Source organism: Pseudomonas wenzhouensis (assembly GCF_021029445.1).
Taxonomy (GTDB): domain Bacteria; phylum Pseudomonadota; class Gammaproteobacteria; order Pseudomonadales; family Pseudomonadaceae; genus Aquipseudomonas; species Aquipseudomonas wenzhouensis.
The window spans coordinates 2,025,910-2,041,620 of record NZ_CP072610.1 but is presented as its reverse complement, the minus strand read 5'-3'; the positions used below and the strand labels follow the sequence as shown (position 1 = coordinate 2,041,620).

The 15,711-nt window shown below is 61.8% G+C and carries 14 protein-coding genes and 4 tRNA genes; 5 read left to right on the top strand and 13 right to left on the bottom strand.

The window, feature by feature from the left end:
• Positions 1 to 233: 233 nt before the first annotated feature.
• The 3 genes from J7655_RS09415 to J7655_RS09405 all read right to left on the bottom strand — a co-directional run bounded on the left by J7655_RS09415 (position 234) and on the right by J7655_RS09405 (position 2,774).
• The gene (locus tag J7655_RS09415) at positions 234 to 1,028 is read right to left on the bottom strand and encodes an ABC transporter permease (protein WP_230927524.1); all 795 of its coding nucleotides are present in this window, start codon (positions 1,026 to 1,028) and stop codon (positions 234 to 236) included.
• Positions 1,025 to 1,957, bottom strand: coding sequence for an ABC transporter ATP-binding protein (locus J7655_RS09410; protein WP_147812108.1), 933 nt, complete (start codon positions 1,955 to 1,957; stop codon positions 1,025 to 1,027). Before J7655_RS09410 ends, J7655_RS09415 begins: the two co-directional genes overlap by 4 nt.
• A 154-nt stretch (positions 1,958 to 2,111) precedes the next feature.
• The gene (locus J7655_RS09405; RefSeq protein WP_230927523.1) at positions 2,112 to 2,774 is read right to left on the bottom strand and encodes a transglutaminase-like domain-containing protein; all 663 of its coding nucleotides are present in this window, start codon (positions 2,772 to 2,774) and stop codon (positions 2,112 to 2,114) included.
• Positions 2,775 to 2,912: 138 nt separating this feature from the next.
• Here J7655_RS09405 and J7655_RS09400 point away from each other — a divergent pair, with 138 nt between their 5' ends.
• Both J7655_RS09400 and J7655_RS09395 read left to right on the top strand, forming a co-directional pair.
• A complete protein-coding gene (locus tag J7655_RS09400) occupies positions 2,913 to 5,360 on the top strand; it encodes an acyl-CoA dehydrogenase (RefSeq protein ID WP_230927522.1) in 2,448 nt (815 codons plus the stop codon).
• Between the two features lie 143 nt (positions 5,361 to 5,503).
• Positions 5,504 to 5,911: a PA2817 family protein gene (locus tag J7655_RS09395; RefSeq protein WP_230927521.1), complete on the top strand. Its 408-nt coding sequence runs from the start codon at positions 5,504 to 5,506 to the stop codon at positions 5,909 to 5,911.
• A 111-nt stretch (positions 5,912 to 6,022) separates the two neighbouring features.
• On the opposite strand, the gene J7655_RS09390 is transcribed toward J7655_RS09395, so the two are convergent.
• The 5 genes from J7655_RS09390 to J7655_RS09370 form a co-directional block, all read right to left on the bottom strand.
• Positions 6,023 to 6,098 (bottom strand) — tRNA-Gly (locus J7655_RS09390).
• A gap of 14 nt (positions 6,099 to 6,112) precedes the next feature.
• A tRNA-Glu gene (locus tag J7655_RS09385) sits at positions 6,113 to 6,188 on the bottom strand.
• A 45-nt stretch (positions 6,189 to 6,233) separates the two neighbouring features.
• Positions 6,234 to 6,309: transfer RNA gene (locus J7655_RS09380), tRNA-Gly, on the bottom strand.
• Positions 6,310 to 6,323: 14 nt separating this feature from the next.
• Positions 6,324 to 6,399 (bottom strand) — tRNA-Glu (locus tag J7655_RS09375).
• A gap of 325 nt (positions 6,400 to 6,724) precedes the next feature.
• Complete coding sequence (locus J7655_RS09370; protein ID WP_011913346.1) at positions 6,725 to 7,810, bottom strand: IS5-like element ISPst12 family transposase; 1,086 nt, start codon at positions 7,808 to 7,810, stop codon at positions 6,725 to 6,727.
• Between the two features lie 169 nt (positions 7,811 to 7,979).
• On the opposite strand from J7655_RS09370, the gene J7655_RS09365 reads away from it, so the two are divergent.
• Positions 7,980 to 8,726: a hypothetical protein gene (locus tag J7655_RS09365; RefSeq protein WP_230927520.1), complete on the top strand. Its 747-nt coding sequence runs from the start codon at positions 7,980 to 7,982 to the stop codon at positions 8,724 to 8,726.
• Positions 8,727 to 8,790: 64 nt separating this feature from the next.
• Positions 8,791 to 9,453, top strand: a complete 663-nt coding sequence (locus J7655_RS09360; RefSeq protein WP_230927519.1) for a glutathione S-transferase family protein — start codon at positions 8,791 to 8,793, stop codon at positions 9,451 to 9,453.
• A gap of 104 nt (positions 9,454 to 9,557) precedes the next feature.
• Here J7655_RS09360 and J7655_RS09355 read toward each other — a convergent pair whose 3' ends face one another.
• Both J7655_RS09355 and J7655_RS09350 read right to left on the bottom strand, forming a co-directional pair.
• Positions 9,558 to 10,040 carry a GAF domain-containing protein gene (locus J7655_RS09355; protein ID WP_230927518.1) on the bottom strand — a complete coding sequence of 161 codons (483 nt, stop codon included), beginning with the start codon at positions 10,038 to 10,040 and terminating at the stop codon, positions 9,558 to 9,560.
• Entirely contained in the window at positions 10,037 to 10,927 is an 891-nt protein-coding gene (locus J7655_RS09350; RefSeq protein WP_230927517.1) for an ATP-binding protein, read from the bottom strand. The genes J7655_RS09355 and J7655_RS09350 overlap by 4 nt, the downstream gene beginning before the upstream one ends.
• 109 nt (positions 10,928 to 11,036) lie before the next feature.
• Between J7655_RS09350 and J7655_RS09345 the strand changes: the two genes are divergently transcribed.
• On the top strand, positions 11,037 to 13,358 hold the full coding sequence (locus J7655_RS09345; protein ID WP_230927516.1) for a response regulator: 2,322 nt from the start codon (positions 11,037 to 11,039) through the stop codon (positions 13,356 to 13,358).
• Here the strand turns inward: J7655_RS09345 and J7655_RS09340 are convergent.
• The 3 genes from J7655_RS09340 to pdxB form a co-directional block, all read right to left on the bottom strand.
• Positions 13,348 to 13,806, bottom strand: a complete 459-nt coding sequence (locus tag J7655_RS09340; protein ID WP_230927515.1) for a MarR family winged helix-turn-helix transcriptional regulator — start codon at positions 13,804 to 13,806, stop codon at positions 13,348 to 13,350. The genes J7655_RS09345 and J7655_RS09340 overlap by 11 nt on opposite strands.
• Positions 13,803 to 14,288: a glutathione peroxidase gene (locus J7655_RS09335; RefSeq protein WP_230927514.1), complete on the bottom strand. Its 486-nt coding sequence runs from the start codon at positions 14,286 to 14,288 to the stop codon at positions 13,803 to 13,805. The genes J7655_RS09340 and J7655_RS09335 overlap by 4 nt, the downstream gene beginning before the upstream one ends.
• Before the next feature lie 277 nt (positions 14,289 to 14,565).
• Positions 14,566 to 15,696 (bottom strand): 4-phosphoerythronate dehydrogenase PdxB, encoded by a 1,131-nt coding sequence (gene pdxB, locus J7655_RS09330; RefSeq protein WP_230927513.1) that lies wholly within the window; start codon positions 15,694 to 15,696, stop codon positions 14,566 to 14,568.
• Between the last annotated feature and the right edge of the window lie 15 nt (positions 15,697 to 15,711).

Genomic DNA, 15,711 nt, shown 5'->3' with positions numbered 1-15,711 from the left:
ACCGGCAGCTGTGTCAATGAGAGGTACGCAAGTTATTTCGCTATGTTTTTTCGGGCGCCACCACAATCTTAAGGAGCGGCTTTGGCCGCGAGCATCCAACGCTCGCCCGGATGAAATCCGGGGAGCACAGCGGCCATCCCCCGGACTTCATCCGGACTGCATATTGACGTCTAGGGGCGGTTACGCCGCGAGAATCGCGGATAAATCCGCGCCTACTACAGACGCGGAAAATGTCACTGACGCATGCCGCGACCGCTGATCAGCAGACGGATGCACAGGGTGTAGAGCACGGCGGTGGCCAGCAGCATGAAGCCAATGGCCACGCCAATGCGAATGTCGGACACCCCGAGAATGCCGTAACGAAAGGCATTGACCATATGCAGGATGGGGTTGCCCAGCGACACCGTCTGCCAGAATGGCGGTAACAACGTGATGGAATAGAACACCCCGCCCAGGTAGGTCAAAGGCGTCAGCACGAAGGTGGGGATGATCGAAATGTCGTCGAAGTTGCGCGCAAACACCGCATTGACGAAGCCACCGAGAGAAAAGATGGTCGCCGTCAGCAACACCACCAGCACGGTCACACCCAGGTGATGCACCTGCAACTGGGTGAAGAACAGCGATAGCAGCGTGACGATGAAACCCACTGCCAGCCCGCGCAGCACGCCACCGACGACGAAGCCGATGAGGATGGTATGCGGCGACACTGGCGACACCAGCAGTTCCTCGACGTTGCGCTGGAACTTGCTGCCGAAGAAGCTCGACACCACGTTGCCGTAGCTGTTGGTGATCACCGACATCATGATCAGCCCCGGCACGATGTACTCCATGTAGCTGAAACCGCCCATGTCGCCGATTTGCCGGCCAATCAGGTTACCGAAGATGACGAAGTACAACACCATGGTGATCGCCGGTGGCAGCAGGGTCTGCGGCCAGATACGCAGGAAACGGCGCACCTCGCGGTGAACGATGGTGCGTAGCGCCACCAGGTTGGCGGCGAACTCGCTGTTGAGGTACTGGGTATTCATTGCGCCACCTTGGCCAGGTTCTTTTCCACCAGAGAGACGAACAGCTCCTCCAGGCGATTGCTCTTGTTGCGCAGGCTCAGCACCTGCACCTGCTGCTGGGCCAACTGCTGGAACAGCGCATTGAGCCCCTGACTCTTCTCCACCTGCACTTCCAGGGTGTGGTGGTCGACCAGGCGTACGGGGTAACCCAGCAGGTTCGGCGCCTCACTGTAGGAGTCCTTGAGGTCGAGCAGGAAGGTCTCGACATGCAGCTTCTTGAGCAGATCCTTCATGCTGCTCAGCTCGACGATACGCCCATGGTCGATGATGCCGATATTGCGGCACAGCTGTTCGGCCTCCTCCAGATAATGCGTGGTGAGGATGATGGTGATGCCCTGCTGGTTCAGTTCGGTGAGAAAGCTCCACATCGACCGGCGCAGCTCGATGTCAACGCCGGCGGTGGGCTCGTCGAGGATCAGCAGACGCGGCTGATGCACCAGGGCGCGGGCAATCATCAGCCGGCGCTTCATGCCGCCAGACAGCTCGCGCGAGGCGACGTTGCGCTTTTCCCACAGGCCAAGCTGAGTCAGATACTGCTCGGCACGCGCCTTGGCGATGGAGCGTGGAATACCGTAGTAGCCGGCCTGGGTAACGACGATGTCGAACACCTTCTCGAACTGGTTGAAGTTGAACTCCTGCGGCACCACGCCCAGGCAGCGCTTGAGCGCATAGGGCTCGCGGTCGAGGTCATGGCCGAACACGCTGACCGTGCCGCCGCTCTTGTTCACCAGCGTGGAGAGGATGCCGATGGTGGTGGATTTGCCAGCGCCATTGGGGCCGAGCAAGGCGAAGAAGTCACCTTCGGCAACGTCCAGGTCGATGCCATGCAGGGCCTGGAAGCCGTTTCCGTAGGTCTTGGTCAACTGCCGAATGGTCAGGGCGGAGCTCATGAAGAAGGGGTTTCCCGCGCGAGAGTGAGATCGTTATAGATGAGGATGAAGACGCACGATTGCAACCGCGTGTTACGTCCGCGCTTTACTGGCATGCACCCTACCGGCCCTGACGCACGGAGAAAAGGCCGTGATGGCGATCTTGATTATCGACTCAGTCGATAACACAGGCCTCACGCTGCATGTCGCCACTCAGTTCCAGCGCGCCGACCTCGAACAGATGCGGGTAGCGCCCGCGCAGGTGCTCGAAGAACAGTTGCTCGGGCAGATCCTCGAACTGGCCGTGATCCTGCAGGTACTCCATATAGCGCTCGCCCCTGTCGTTGTAGGGATGGAAGACGCTGTCATGCACACCGTCGAACGCCAGCGGTGCCACCTTGAACACCCGGCACAGCGCTTCGTTGAAGGCCGGCGTGGCCTTGACCCAGCACCCATCCAGATACAGCTCGGTGTAGCCGTGCATGGCGAACACCTCGCTGCGCAGCAGCTCCAGCAGGCGCGGCGTGGACAGGTGATTGCGCACATCGGCCAGGCCGATACGCGCAGGAATGCCGCAATGCCTTGCGCATGCCGCGAGCAGATTGGCCTTGGGCACGCAGTAGGACTCCCCGGCCGTCAGCGCGTGGCTGGCCTTCAGCGTCTGCGCATCGAGGCTGAAGGCATAGGGGTTGTAGCGAATCTCGTCGCGCACGGCGAGGTAGAGTGCGATGGCCTGATTACGCGGCTCTCGTGAAGCGCCACGCCAACGCTCGGCGAACTCGACTACCAATGGATGGTCACTGTCAATGAAGCGGCCGGGGCGAAGATAGATCTGCATGACGGGGCTCCTGAAGTTCGCTTCAGTCTAATCCGCCAATTGCGTGATGCTCACGACGATCCGGCCAAGCTCACCGCCCCTCTCGCCATTTATGGCTATGCTCGGGGCGTCGCCCGCTCGAATCATGGAGGAATGCACATGCTCGTCATCTGGTTATTGGGGCTACTGCTCGGGGTCGCCTACCTGGCCCATCGCCGCACCGCCGCCCACACCGCTCTCGGCATCAGCGCAGCCTACCTGCTGACCATGGCATTGTTCAGCCCGGTACCGGGCTGGCTGCAACTGCTGCTGTGGATCATCACCGGCGCCGGCGCCGCCTTCATTCTGCTCGGTGATCTGCGCCGGCAACTGTTCACCCGCCCGCTGTTTGCCTGGTTCCAGCGCGTACTACCGCCGATGTCAGCCACCGAACGCGATGCCATCGAAGCCGGTACGGTGTGGTGGGACGGTGAGCTGTTCAGTGGCAAGCCCGACTGGGACAAGCTGCTGGCCTACCCCAAGGCCAGGCTGACCGAGGAAGAACAGGCCTTCATCGACGGCCCCACCGAAGAACTCTGCGCGATGATCAGCGACTGGCAGATCGGCCAGGAGATGGACCTGCCGGAGAAGGCCTGGGCGCACATCAAGCAGCATGGCTTCTTCGCCCTGATCATTCCCAAGGAATATGGCGGCAAGGGTTTCTCCGCCTACGCCCACTCACAAGTGGCGATGAAGCTGGCCACCCGCAGTGGCGATCTGGCCTCCACCGTAATGGTGCCCAACTCCCTCGGCCCGGCCGAGCTGCTTCTGCACTACGGTACCGAAGCACAGCGCAACCATTACCTGCCACGCCTGGCACGCGGCGATGACATCCCCTGCTTCGCCCTTACCGGCCCGCTGGCCGGCTCCGACGCCGGCGCCATGCCGGACACCGGGATCATCTGCAAGGGCCAGTACAACGGCGAAGAAGTGATCGGCCTGCGCCTGAACTGGGAGAAGCGCTACATCACCCTCGGCCCGGTGGCCACCCTGCTCGGCCTGGCCTTCAAGGCCTACGACCCGGATCACCTGCTGGGCGACCAGGAAGACCTGGGCATCAGCCTGGCGCTGATCCCCACCGATACACCCGGCGTGGACATCGGCCGCCGTCACCTGCCGCTGGGCGCCGCCTTCATGAACGGCCCCAACTCGGGCAAGGACGTCTTCATTCCGCTGGATTACCTGATCGGTGGCCAGGAATACCTGGGCAAGGGCTGGATGATGCTGATGAACTGCCTGTCGGTGGGCCGCTCCATCTCGCTGCCGGCAGTCGGCACCGGCGCGGCCAAGTTCACCAGCCTGGTCACCGGCCAATACGCGCAGCTACGTGAACAGTTCAACGTACCGCTGGCCGCCTTCGAAGGCATCCAGGAAGCCCTGGCACGCATTGGCGGCAACGCCTGGCTGATGGACAGCGCGCGGATCCTCACCGCCAACGCCGTCGACCTGGGCGAGAAACCCTCGGTACTGTCGGCAATCCTCAAATACCACCTGACCGAACGCGGCCGCGAGTGCATCGGCCACGCCATGGACGTACACGGCGGCAAGGGCATCATCATGGGCCCGAACAACTACCTGGCCCGCTCCTGGCAGGGTGCGCCGATTTTCATCACCGTCGAGGGTGCCAACATTCTCTCGCGCAACCTGATGATCTTCGGCCAGGGCGCCATCCGCTGCCATCCCTACGTGCTCAAGGAAATGGCCCTGGCCGACCGCGAGGACAAGGACCAGGCACTGACCGAGTTCGACGCCCTGCTGATGAGCCATATCGGCTTCGCCGTCGGCAATGCCGCCAGCAGTTTCCTCCTCGGCTTGACTCTAGGCCGCCTGGGCCTGGTGCCCGGTGATGACCTCAGCCAACCCTACTACCGTGCGCTCAACCGCCTGGCCGCGGCCTTCGCCCTGTGCGCCGACAGCAGCATGATGCTGCTCGGCGGTGACCTGAAGCGTCGCGAACGCCTGTCTGCGCGCCTGGGTGATGTGCTCAGCTATCTCTACCTGGGCTCGGCGGCACTCAAGCGCTACCACGATTTGGACTATCAGGAATCCGTCAGACCGCTGCTGCGCTGGGCCATGGAGGAAAACCTCTACCACGCCGAGCAGGCACTCGATGACCTGCTGAGCAACTTCCCCAACCGCCTGTTCGGTTGTCTGCTGAAAGTGCTGGTGTTCCCGCTGGGTCGCCGCCATCACGGCCCGAGCGATGCGCTGGACGCCGAGGTAGCCGCGATCATCTGCCGCCAGGCCGGCGACCCGGCGCTGGAGTCGGTGCTGGAAGGCTGCTATCGCCCGCAGGCCGACCAGGATTCGGTCGGCGCCCTGCAGCATGCACTGAGTCTGGTGCAAGCCAGCCGAGACGCACGCAAGCGTCTGCATCAGGCGCTCAAGGACGGCAGCCTGCAACCGGCGCCGGGCCAGGACGCCATTGAGGCCGCGATTGCTGCCGGCATTCTCGACGGCGAACAGGGCCAGCGCCTGCAAGCAGCCGAAGCGGCGCGGCGTCGGGTGATCGACGTCGACGACTTCGCCAAGGACGAGCTCAAGCTCGGCCGCGGCAAGGTGCGCTGACGCTACCGTTTGTGGGAGAGGCTTCAGCCGCGAGTTTCTGGCATCGCGGCTGCCCCCTCCCACGCAAAGGCCAGCCGAACGGGACAGCGGGCGCCAGGAACTCTATACTCCTGCGCCCGTTTTACCCTTCAGGAAATCGCACCATGGCCAGCCACCTCGACCACCACCTCGCCCTGCTCAACCACCTGCGCGGCATTCTCGTCGCCCTAGGCGAAGCCGAACAGGTGCTCGACGACAGCCACGCCCTGTTCCTCGAGCGCTACGACGAACTGCTCGCCGAACTGCCGCGCGATCCGGTGTCCAGCCAGTACCTGGGCCAGGATCTGATCAGCCAGGTATTCCACCGCTATCCGCAGATCGCCCATCTGGTCCCACGCGACCTGCTGTGGTTCTTCGGCGGCGACTGCCTGCACTTCATGCCTGACGAGGAAATCTCCCTGTACCAAAGCCTCGACGAACGCCGCTTCGAAGCCGAAGAGAACGACGAACCCTTCGACTGGAACCAGGAAAAACAGCTGCTAGCCCTGCCCACAGACGGCTCCAAGCACTGATCAGCCAATAAACAAAAGGCCCGCACGGTAAACCGGCGGGCCTTTCGTTTTGTGCCTGTACAAACGACAGAAACGAAAACGCCGCTCGATTGAGCGGCGTTTTCGTTTATTTGGAGCGGGAAACGAGACTCGAACTCGCGACCCCGACCTTGGCAAGGTCGTGCTCTACCAACTGAGCTATTCCCGCAGTGCAACTTGAATTGGCGTCCCCTAGGGGACTCGAACCCCTGTTACCGCCGTGAAAGGGCGGTGTCCTAGGCCACTAGACGAAGGGGACCTGGAACTTCGCTTGAAACCCTGCAAAAGCAGCATTTCGAAATTTTGGAGCGGGAAACGAGACTCGAACTCGCGACCCCGACCTTGGCAAGGTCGTGCTCTACCAACTGAGCTATTCCCGCAGTGCAACTTGAATTGGCGTCCCCTAGGGGACTCGAACCCCTGTTACCGCCGTGAAAGGGCGGTGTCCTAGGCCACTAGACGAAGGGGACACACCCCGGAACATCAAGCAACTTTCCGGCTTCCTTCGCTCTGCATCTGGCTTTGCGCTGGAAGTGGCGCGCATTCTATGGAGGCTTTTGGAGGTCGTCAACCACTCTCTAAAAAATTTTTAAAATCAAAGACTTCAGGTCATAAATCGATATGCCACTAGCAGGCCGTTGAAAAACTCGGCTTCAACTGCCCCAACCCGTCCGGTTTGGCGCTTTTTCAAGCGCTTTGGCCTAACGGAGTCCACACAAGGCCTGACTTCAGGCCTTTTTGACAGGTTTCAGCACCACGCTCACGCCTTTCGGCGTTTTTTGGGCGTAACTCGCCCTATACATGCGATCCTCGCCACCAACCCGACAGGCTACCCAGTCGGATCAGGTTGTAGACCGAGAAACCCAGCAATAACTGAGCACTCAGCTTGGCGCGACCGATCAGCTTGGTCTTGCGCAGGCCGCCAACCGTCTTCAGCCAGCCAAAACCTTCTTCGATCCGCTTGCGGATCTTCTGGCTGGCGGCATACCCCGGATGCCGCGTGGTGCGCCCATCGATGGCGCTGCCCTTGCGCTTCTGCGCCACATGCGGTGTCACTTTCAGCTCGCGCGCCCTCTGCACGAAACGCTTCTGGTCGTAATTCTTGTCTGCACCTACCGTGCTGCCCGGCTTGGCCGTGCGCTCCAGCATCTCCAGCGCCGCCTCTACCTCGGCACGTCCATTGAACTCGGTGCATTCCACATCCACGATCAGACCGTTGCGGTGCTCCATCATCGTGTGGGCCATGTGCGCCAGACGACTGGCATCGCCATTGCTCTTGCGCGCCAGCCGGGCCTCGGGATCGCTGGTCGATTGGTGGGTCGCGTTGCTGCGCTTCTCGCCCTTGAAGTCGGCATCGGGGTTGCGCGTGCCATCCTCCGGTGGGTCGCCGCCATCCTTCTTGATAAAGGACTTGTGCGAGGCCCAGGCGTCGATCAGCGTGCCATCGACGCTGAAATGCTCGTTGCTGGCGTACTCGGACCATGCGGCCAGCGACTTGATGCGCTGGAAGAACAGCCGCGCTACATCCTGGTTGAACAAGCGGTCACGGTTCTGGCTGAAGGTCGAGTGATCCCACATGCGCTCGTCCATCGACAAGCCGACGAACCAGCGAAACAGCAGGTTGAAATCAATCTGCTCGACCAACTGCCGCTCGGAGCGAATGGTGTAAATCACCTGCAGCAACGAGGCGCGCAGCAGCCGCTCCGGCGCAATCGAGGCCCGTCCCAGGGTGGAGTACAGCCCGTCGAAGTCCCGATCCATCGAAGCCAGAACGGTATCGACCAGGCCTCGCAGGGGACGCAGCGGGTGATCGTTCGGGATGCGCTGCTCCAGCGTCGTATAACTGAACAGCTCGTTTTGTTTGAGGTCGAGTCCACGCATCGGCTTGGGCTGGCTTCGGCAGAAGAGGATGGCCGCCATTTTGCCAGAGCCACGCGGGCTCTGGCTTTTTTCAACGGCCTGCTAGGAGTCATGCAGCCAAGCCACTACACTCGGTCGAAAAGCCAGATTCTCGAGAGGTTCCCAAGCTGTGTCCGCACTCGTGATAACCATGTTGATCGTCGGAGGCATCGCCTTGTTGATGGTGATTGCCTACGTCAACCATGCCGTCGAGAGCAGCAAGCTGGAAAAGGCGCGCCAACGCGCTGATCTGCTCGACCGCATTCGGCGCTGTCAGGATATTTCCGAGCGCATGCCAGGCCAGTTGATGTCGCCTCAGCTGAAGTTGCTGCTGAGCCAACTACAGCTGCAGGTCAGCGAACGCCTGCTACCCCTGGATAAACAGAACGCCACGCTGCAGAGCGATATCGCCACCCTGAAGACTGAGATCGCCAAGGGTGAGTCCATTACCGTGCAAAATCCGCCCCAGGCCATCAATAACGAAGCCAAGGCCAAGGAAATACGTTTCCTCCTGGAAAACTTCCATGCATTGATCACTGGTTCGGTACAGGGCGGCCTGCTCACTGCCACTGTGGGCAAACATTGGCTCAAGCAGGTTCGTCATATGCTGGTGCAGGTGCACATCGACCTGTTCACCACCCTGGGTCAGGCGGCGCTGCAACAGAATCAGCCGGGGCAGGCTCGCCTGGCGTTCGAGCGGGGCGTGCAATATTTGCGTAAGCAACCCGAACCGGCAGCCTATCAGGCGCAACTCAAGCGTCTCGAGGAACAACTGGCACGCGCCAACGCCATGGTTCTCGACAAGAATGCCCCCGCAGCAGCCGAACCCAGCCAGTTGACCGAAGGTCTGAAAGACCTGGAAGAAAACGGCTGGAAGAAGAAGAACATCTATGACTGAGTGATGGCAGAGCAGCCTTCGCCAGCGCTCGGCCCGATACCTTGACCGAATATTAGGAGCGGCAATGAGCATGACCGTATACGGGGCGCCCCTTTCCCCCTTCGTCCGTAAACTCCGTTTGTGCCTGATCGAAAAAGGTCTGGATTACGAACTCGAAGTGATCATGCCCTTCGGCCAGCCTGACTGGTATCGCGAACTCAATCCTCTGGGCCGGATTCCCGCCTTTAGCGACGGCGACGTCAAACTGGCCGACTCCAGTGTGATCTGCCAGTACCTGGAGGAACGCTATCCAGAACGCCCCTCACTCTATGGCGAAAGTGCCGAGCAACGCGCCAGAGTGCGCTGGCTGGAAAAGTATGCGGATTACGAGCTGGCGCCACTGTGCACCTTCAGCGTATTTCGCAATCGAGTCCTGAAAGCCAGCATGGGCCAGCCATGCGACGAACAGAAAGTGCAGGAGACGCTCCAGCAAGCCCTACCCAGCCATTTCGATTATTTGCAAAGTACCCTGGGTGATGCACCCTTCTTCCTGGGCGAGCAACTGTCGATGGCGGATCTGGCGCTGGCTTGTCAGCTGATCAACATGGAGCACAGTGGTGAAACGCTGGATGCCAGCCGATGGCCAAAGCTGGCGGCGCACTATCAGCGCATCAAGAGCCGTATGTCCGTGCAGCAACTGCTACCGGGCGAGCTGCGCACGCTGGAGAAGCTCAGCGCCAGGCGCTGAATACACCGGCTGCCCAAGGTGCACCCTTTGTCCAGCCTGGCTGAACACATGGCGCACCCTATGGGATCGGCTCGAAACCACCCAGAACGGCAGCCAAGGCCTACTCAGCAATCGCTGGCGGCCAGAAAGATCGCTGCCAAGCCTTCGATACCCGCCTGATCCACCTCGCTGAAGCGCCCCAGCGACGGGCTGTCCAGATCCAGTACGCCGATCAGGCGTCCCTCCTTCAGCAGAGGCACCACCAGCTCGCTATTCGAGGCGCTGTCGCAGGCGATGTGCCCGGCGAAGGCATGCACGTCTTCGACACGTTGCGTCTGCAAGCTCGCCGCGGCAGCACCGCAGACACCACGCCCAAAGGGAATGCGCACGCAGGCCACCTTGCCCTGGAACGGGCCGAGTACCAGCTCACCGTCCTTGACCAAGTAGAAGCCAGCCCAGTTCAGGTCAGGCAACTCGTGAAACAGGAAGGCAGAAAACTGCGCGGCATTGGCGATGAAGTCACGCTCACCGCTAAGCAGCGCCTGCAGTTGCGCGCTCAACAGGGGATAGCCGTCGAGGTCAGCCCCGGCCTGGGAAAGGTCAATCATATCTGTTGCTCCAGCAGTTGCAGCCCGACCCAATGGCGGGCAAATTGATAGGCGCAGCGGCCGTTGCGGTTACCACGACCCAGCGCCCAGCGGATGGCGGCCTTTTCCAGGGCCTCGTCCCAGCTCCAGTCCAGTCCGACCTGGCGCGCCTGTACGCCGACCCAGTGGCGCACGACGATCAGGAAGTGCTCCTGACTGAAGGGATAGAACGACAGCCACAGGCCAAAACGGTCGGACAGTGCGATCTTGTCCTCAACAGCCTCGTTGGGGTGCAGTTCGCCGTCGACCCTCGTCCAGTTCTCGTTATCACTCTGTTGCTCAGGCACCAGATGGCGGCGGTTTGAGGTGGCGTAAAGCAGCACATTATCCGTCGCCTGCTCCAGCGAGCCATCGAGCACACTCTTGAGCACCCGGTAATCGCCCTCGCCCGCTTCGAACGACAGGTCATCGCAAAACAGCACGAAACGCTGTGGCAAACCGGCCAGCAGCTCCACCACACGCGGCAGGTCAGCCAGATGATCGCGCTCGATCTCGATCAGGCGCAGACCGGCCCTGGCATGCTCGGCCAGCAAGGCACGCACCAGCGAGGATTTGCCGGTACCGCGCGCGCCCCAGAGCAAGGCATGATTGGCCGGCAACCCCATCACGAACTGCCGCGTGTTACGTGCCAGTTGCTCGCGCTGAGCATCCACCCCCAGCAAGTCACTCAGCGACAGATCGAGGCTGACCTGCAAAGGCCGCAGATAACCACTGCGACCATCACGCACCCAGCGTGCGGCCATGCAGGTGTTCCAGTCCAGCTGGGGACGCTGCGCGGGCAGCATGGGCTCGAGACGCGCCAGCACCTGTTCGGCACGGGCCAGAAAGTCCAGCAATCGCGAATCCACTCTCTAGTTCTCCTGTTATGCACGGCCGTATCGTGCAGCATCTGCCAGTGAAGGGTCGCGATCAGCTATGCTTGGCACGAGCCAAGGATCAGAGACCACGCGCGCATACATGGATATTTCGCTCACCCAACGCCTGTCATTCAAACAGGCCGGTCTGACCGTGCTGGTGGCATTTATCCTTGGCACGCTGCTGAGCGTCACCCAGGTGGCCGTCGATTATGCCAGTGAAGAGGCCTCCATCAACCGCGAGATTCGTGCGCTGCTGGAAATCAGCCACAACCCCGCTGCGCGCATTGCCTACAACATCGACGCCGAACTGGCGCAGGAGTTGGTCCTCGGCCTGCTGCGCTCGCCAGCCGTAACCCGCGCCGAACTGATCGACAGCAGCGGCCTGGTGCTGGCCAGCGTCAGCCGTCCACGCAGCGAGAGCCGCTACCGCTTCCTCAGCGACAGCCTGTTCGGTGCCGAGCGCGCCTTCGACGATCCGCTGTTCGTCTCCCATGCACCTGACGAAGCGCTCGGCCTCCTGCGCCTGGAGATCGACACCTACGCCTTCGGCAGCCACTTCCTGAAACGCTCGCTGCTGACCCTGCTCACCGGTTTTGCCCGCAGCCTGCTGCTGTCGCTGATTCTGCTGGTGCTGTTCTATTTCATGCTGACCAAACCGCTGACCGGCGTGATTCGCGCCCTCAGCGAGCGCAACCCGCAAGACCCGCACCATCGCCCGGTGCCCTGCCCCAAGGGCCACAAGCGTGACGAGATCGGTACGCTGGTAGAGGTCACCAACCGCCAACTGTCGAGCATCGCCCAGGAGATCGCGCACAGGCGCAATGCCGAGGATCGCCTTACTCAGTACCTGAGTGAGCTGGAAAACATCGTCTCGGCGCGCACCGCCGAACTCAAGGCCACCAATGCCCGCCTCAGCCAGTCCAACAGCGAGCTGGAGACGGCACGCAGCATGGCCCTGAACATGGCGCAGGCACGCTCGGCCTTCCTCGCCAACATGAGCCATGAAATCCGCACGCCGCTCAATGGTCTGCTCGGCATGCTGGCACTGGCTCTGGACGGCCCGCTAAGCACTGAACAACGCCAGCAACTGGGCATCGCCCATGACTCCGGCAAGGTGCTGGTGGAACTGCTCAACGACATTCTCGACCTGTCCAAATTCGAAGCCGGCCAGCTAGAGCTGGAGACGATTCCCTTCGACCTCGGCGCCCTGGCCGAGGAAACCGCCAGCCTGCTGTCGCAGAACACCGCCAGCGCAGTGGAGCTGACCTGCCTGATCGACCCGGCACTGCCGGCACAGGTGCTGGGCGATCCGACGCGGGTACGCCAGATCGTCAGCAACCTGCTGTCCAATGCGCTCAAATTCACCCGTTTCGGTCGCGTCGACCTCATCGTCGAGCGCAACACGGATGGTATCTGCATCCGTGTGCGCGATACCGGCATCGGTATCGCCGAAGATGCCCAGGCACGCATTTTTCAGCCCTTTGCCCAAGCCGAAATCGGCATCACCCGTGAATATGGCGGCACCGGCCTTGGCCTGGCCCTGACAAGGCGCCTGTGCGAGGCCATGCACGGCAAGCTGAACCTGCAATCGAAAGAAGGCTTTGGCAGCGAGTTTTGCGCCGAGCTGCCGTTACCCGCCCATACGCCTGCCAGTACACAGCCGGTACTGGAGGGTCGCATCGTCGCACTGACCCCGGCCAGCAGCGGTTTGCAACAGATGCTCAGCCAATGGCTGCCAACCTGGGGACTGAGCTATCAGCGCCTGGATACCGATGCCAGTCTGCTCGGTGTGCAAGCCGACCTGCTGATCAGCGATTGCCCGGAATGCCTGCCGGGTATGCGTCCGGCGATAGGCACAGCCGTGCTGCTGGTCACTGCCTATGGCAACTTCCTGCCGCTCGAACAGGCGCAGCGCCTCATGCCGCTGCTGCAAATCGCCCGCCCACTGGCACGCAACGGCTTGCTTCAGGTATTGCGGCATACGCTCTACAGCGACGACAGCGCCCTGCAGGGCAGTACCCAGACACAGCCTGAACGGGAGGGCACTGCACGCGTGCTGCTGGTCGAAGACAACCCGGTCAACCAGATGGTCGCCAAGGGCATGCTGGTCAAGCTCGGCTATCAGGTTCAGGTCGCAGCCCATGGCGCTGAAGCCCTGGAGATGCTGGAGCAGGAACCCATCGACCTGATCCTGATGGACTGCAACATGCCGGTGATGGACGGCTATGAAGCCAGCCGCCGCATTCGCAACAACGGTCGCTGGCTACAGCTGCCCATCATCGCCCTGACCGCTAATGCGCTGTCCGATGAACGTGAACGCTGCCGCGCCGCCGGCATGAACGACTACCTGGCCAAACCCTTCCGCCGTGAAGAACTGGCAGCCATGCTCGACACCTGGCTGCCTGGCGAAGTTACTCGCTGAGCCGCGTCAGCAAGCGATCCAGACTACGCCGCAGCCCCTCCATTTCCAGCAGATCCTGATCCGCGAACTGACACAGCAACTGCACCTTGAGCGGCAACACTTGCGCCTGCAGCACTCTGCCGGCATCGCTCAACGCCAGGTGAACCTCACGCTCGTCAGCCTGCGCGCGGCGCCGCTGCACCAGGCCCAGCTGTTCCAGGCGCTTGAGCAGCGGCGTCAGGGTGCCCGAGTCCAGTTGCAGGCGTTGCCCCAGTGCCTTGAGCGTCGGCTGCCCGGGCGCCTGCTCCTGCCACTCCCACAGCACCAGCATCACCAGATACTGCGGGTAGGTCAGACCGAGGGCATCGAGCATCGGCTTGTAGGCACGGATCACCGCGCGCGAGGCGGCGTAGAGCTTGAAGCACAGCTGGTTATCCAACTGCAGCCCGGCGGTATCGAACGCACTCATTTCAGCAGGGCTTCGATCTCACTGCTCAATTCTTCCGGCTTGGTGGTCGGGGCGAAACGCTTGACCACCTGGCCGTTTTCGCCAATCAGAAACTTGGTGAAGTTCCATTTGATGCCCTGGCTGCCCAGCAGGCCTGGCGCGCGCTTTTTCAGCTGCACGAACAGCGGATGAGCGTCTGCACCATTGACATCGACCTTCTTGAACAGCGGGAAGCTGACGCCGAAGTTCAGCTCGCAAAACTCGGAAATCGCGCCTTCATCACCCGGCTCCTGCTTGCCGAACTGATTGCAGGGGAAGCCGAGCACGACCAGCCCCTTGTCCTTGTATTGCTGCCAGACATTCTCCAGGCCCTTGTACTGCGGGGTGAAGCCACATTTGCTGGCGGTATTGACCACCAGTACGGCCTTGCCGCCGAAGTCGGCCAGGGTTTTCTGCTCGCCCTTGATGGTGGTAACCGGGATATCGAACAGTGCATTGCTCATGGGGGGATCGTCCTGAATGGGCTGAAAGTGACGAACAAGATAGCGAGCAATTAAATTGCATACAATTTAATTAATGCAAAATAAGGTATGCGAATACACGCTATTTCGTGGGTTAGCAGCGCCGAGTGCCGAGTTTCCAGACGCAGATGAGCTCAACGCGCGCGGATGGCCGCCCCACGTAGCCCACCGGGCGATGGATCGCGTTGCGCCGATGGTGGGTCGCGCCGCACCGGCCTTAGCAAACTGATTGATAGACCTGACAGGCGGCTAACTCACCCTACGAAACGGTGGCGCCCAACGCTCGTACTAGTGCTGCCAACTGCGGCGCATCACCCTGCACACGTACGCGTAAGCCATCGATTTCGCGGCGCATCGGGTAATGCTTGCGCAGGCGATCGAACGCAGCGCGACGCGCATCGGCATCGCCGCCCAGGCTGCGGCGAAAATCCGCATCGTCGCGGCGCGGGTCGTACACCGCGCGGCAGATGCTGGCCAGCGCCCAGGCAGGGGCCGCGCTGCCATCGATGCTCAGCTCGCTCAACCAGGGCGCAGGCAACAGATCGGCCAGATGCACCTGCTCGGCCACACCCAACGCCCGACAGCAGGCCTGATAGATCTGCGCCGTGCCGCGCAGCTTGCCGTCCAGGCTGTAGCCGGCGATATGTGGCGTTGCCAGTTGGCACAGGGCAGCCAGCTCGACATCGGCCTGCGGTTCACCCTCCCAGACGTCCAGCACGGCCTGTAAATCCGGTCGTTGTGGCAACAGGCTTCGCAGCGCGGCGTTATCCACTACTGCACCACGGCTGGCGTTGATCAGCCAGGTGCCCGGTTTCAATGCCGCCAGGCGAGTCGCGTCGAACAGGTGACGGGTCGATGCGTCCAGCGGCGTGTGCAGGCTGATCACATCGCATTCGGCGATGATCTGCTCCAGGCTGACGAAGTCGCCGCCCTCGGCGGCCTGGCGCGGCGGATCACAGACGTGCACCTGCCAGCCGAGACCACGCAGCAGCTTGACCAGGCGCCCACCCACCTGCCCCGCGCCCACCACACCGTACACGCGCGCAGCCGGGTCAACGCCCTCACGCTCGGCCAGGGTCAGCACGCTGCCCAGCACGTAATCCACCACGCCACGGGCGTTGCAGCCCGGTGCGCTGCTCCAGGCGATGCCGGCTTCGGCGAAATAATCGAGATCCAGATGGTCAGTGCCAATGGTGCAGGTGCCGACGAAACGCACCCGACTGCCTGCGAGCAAGGCGCGATTGACCGGGGTTACCGAACGCACCAGCAACAGGTCGGCATCACGCACATCGGCCGCACTGATGCTGCGCCCCGGCAGGCGACGGATGCTGCCGAACGCGGCGAAGAACTCATCGAGCAGGGGAATGTTTTCGTCGGCGACTATGTGCATGTTGGGCTCCATCAG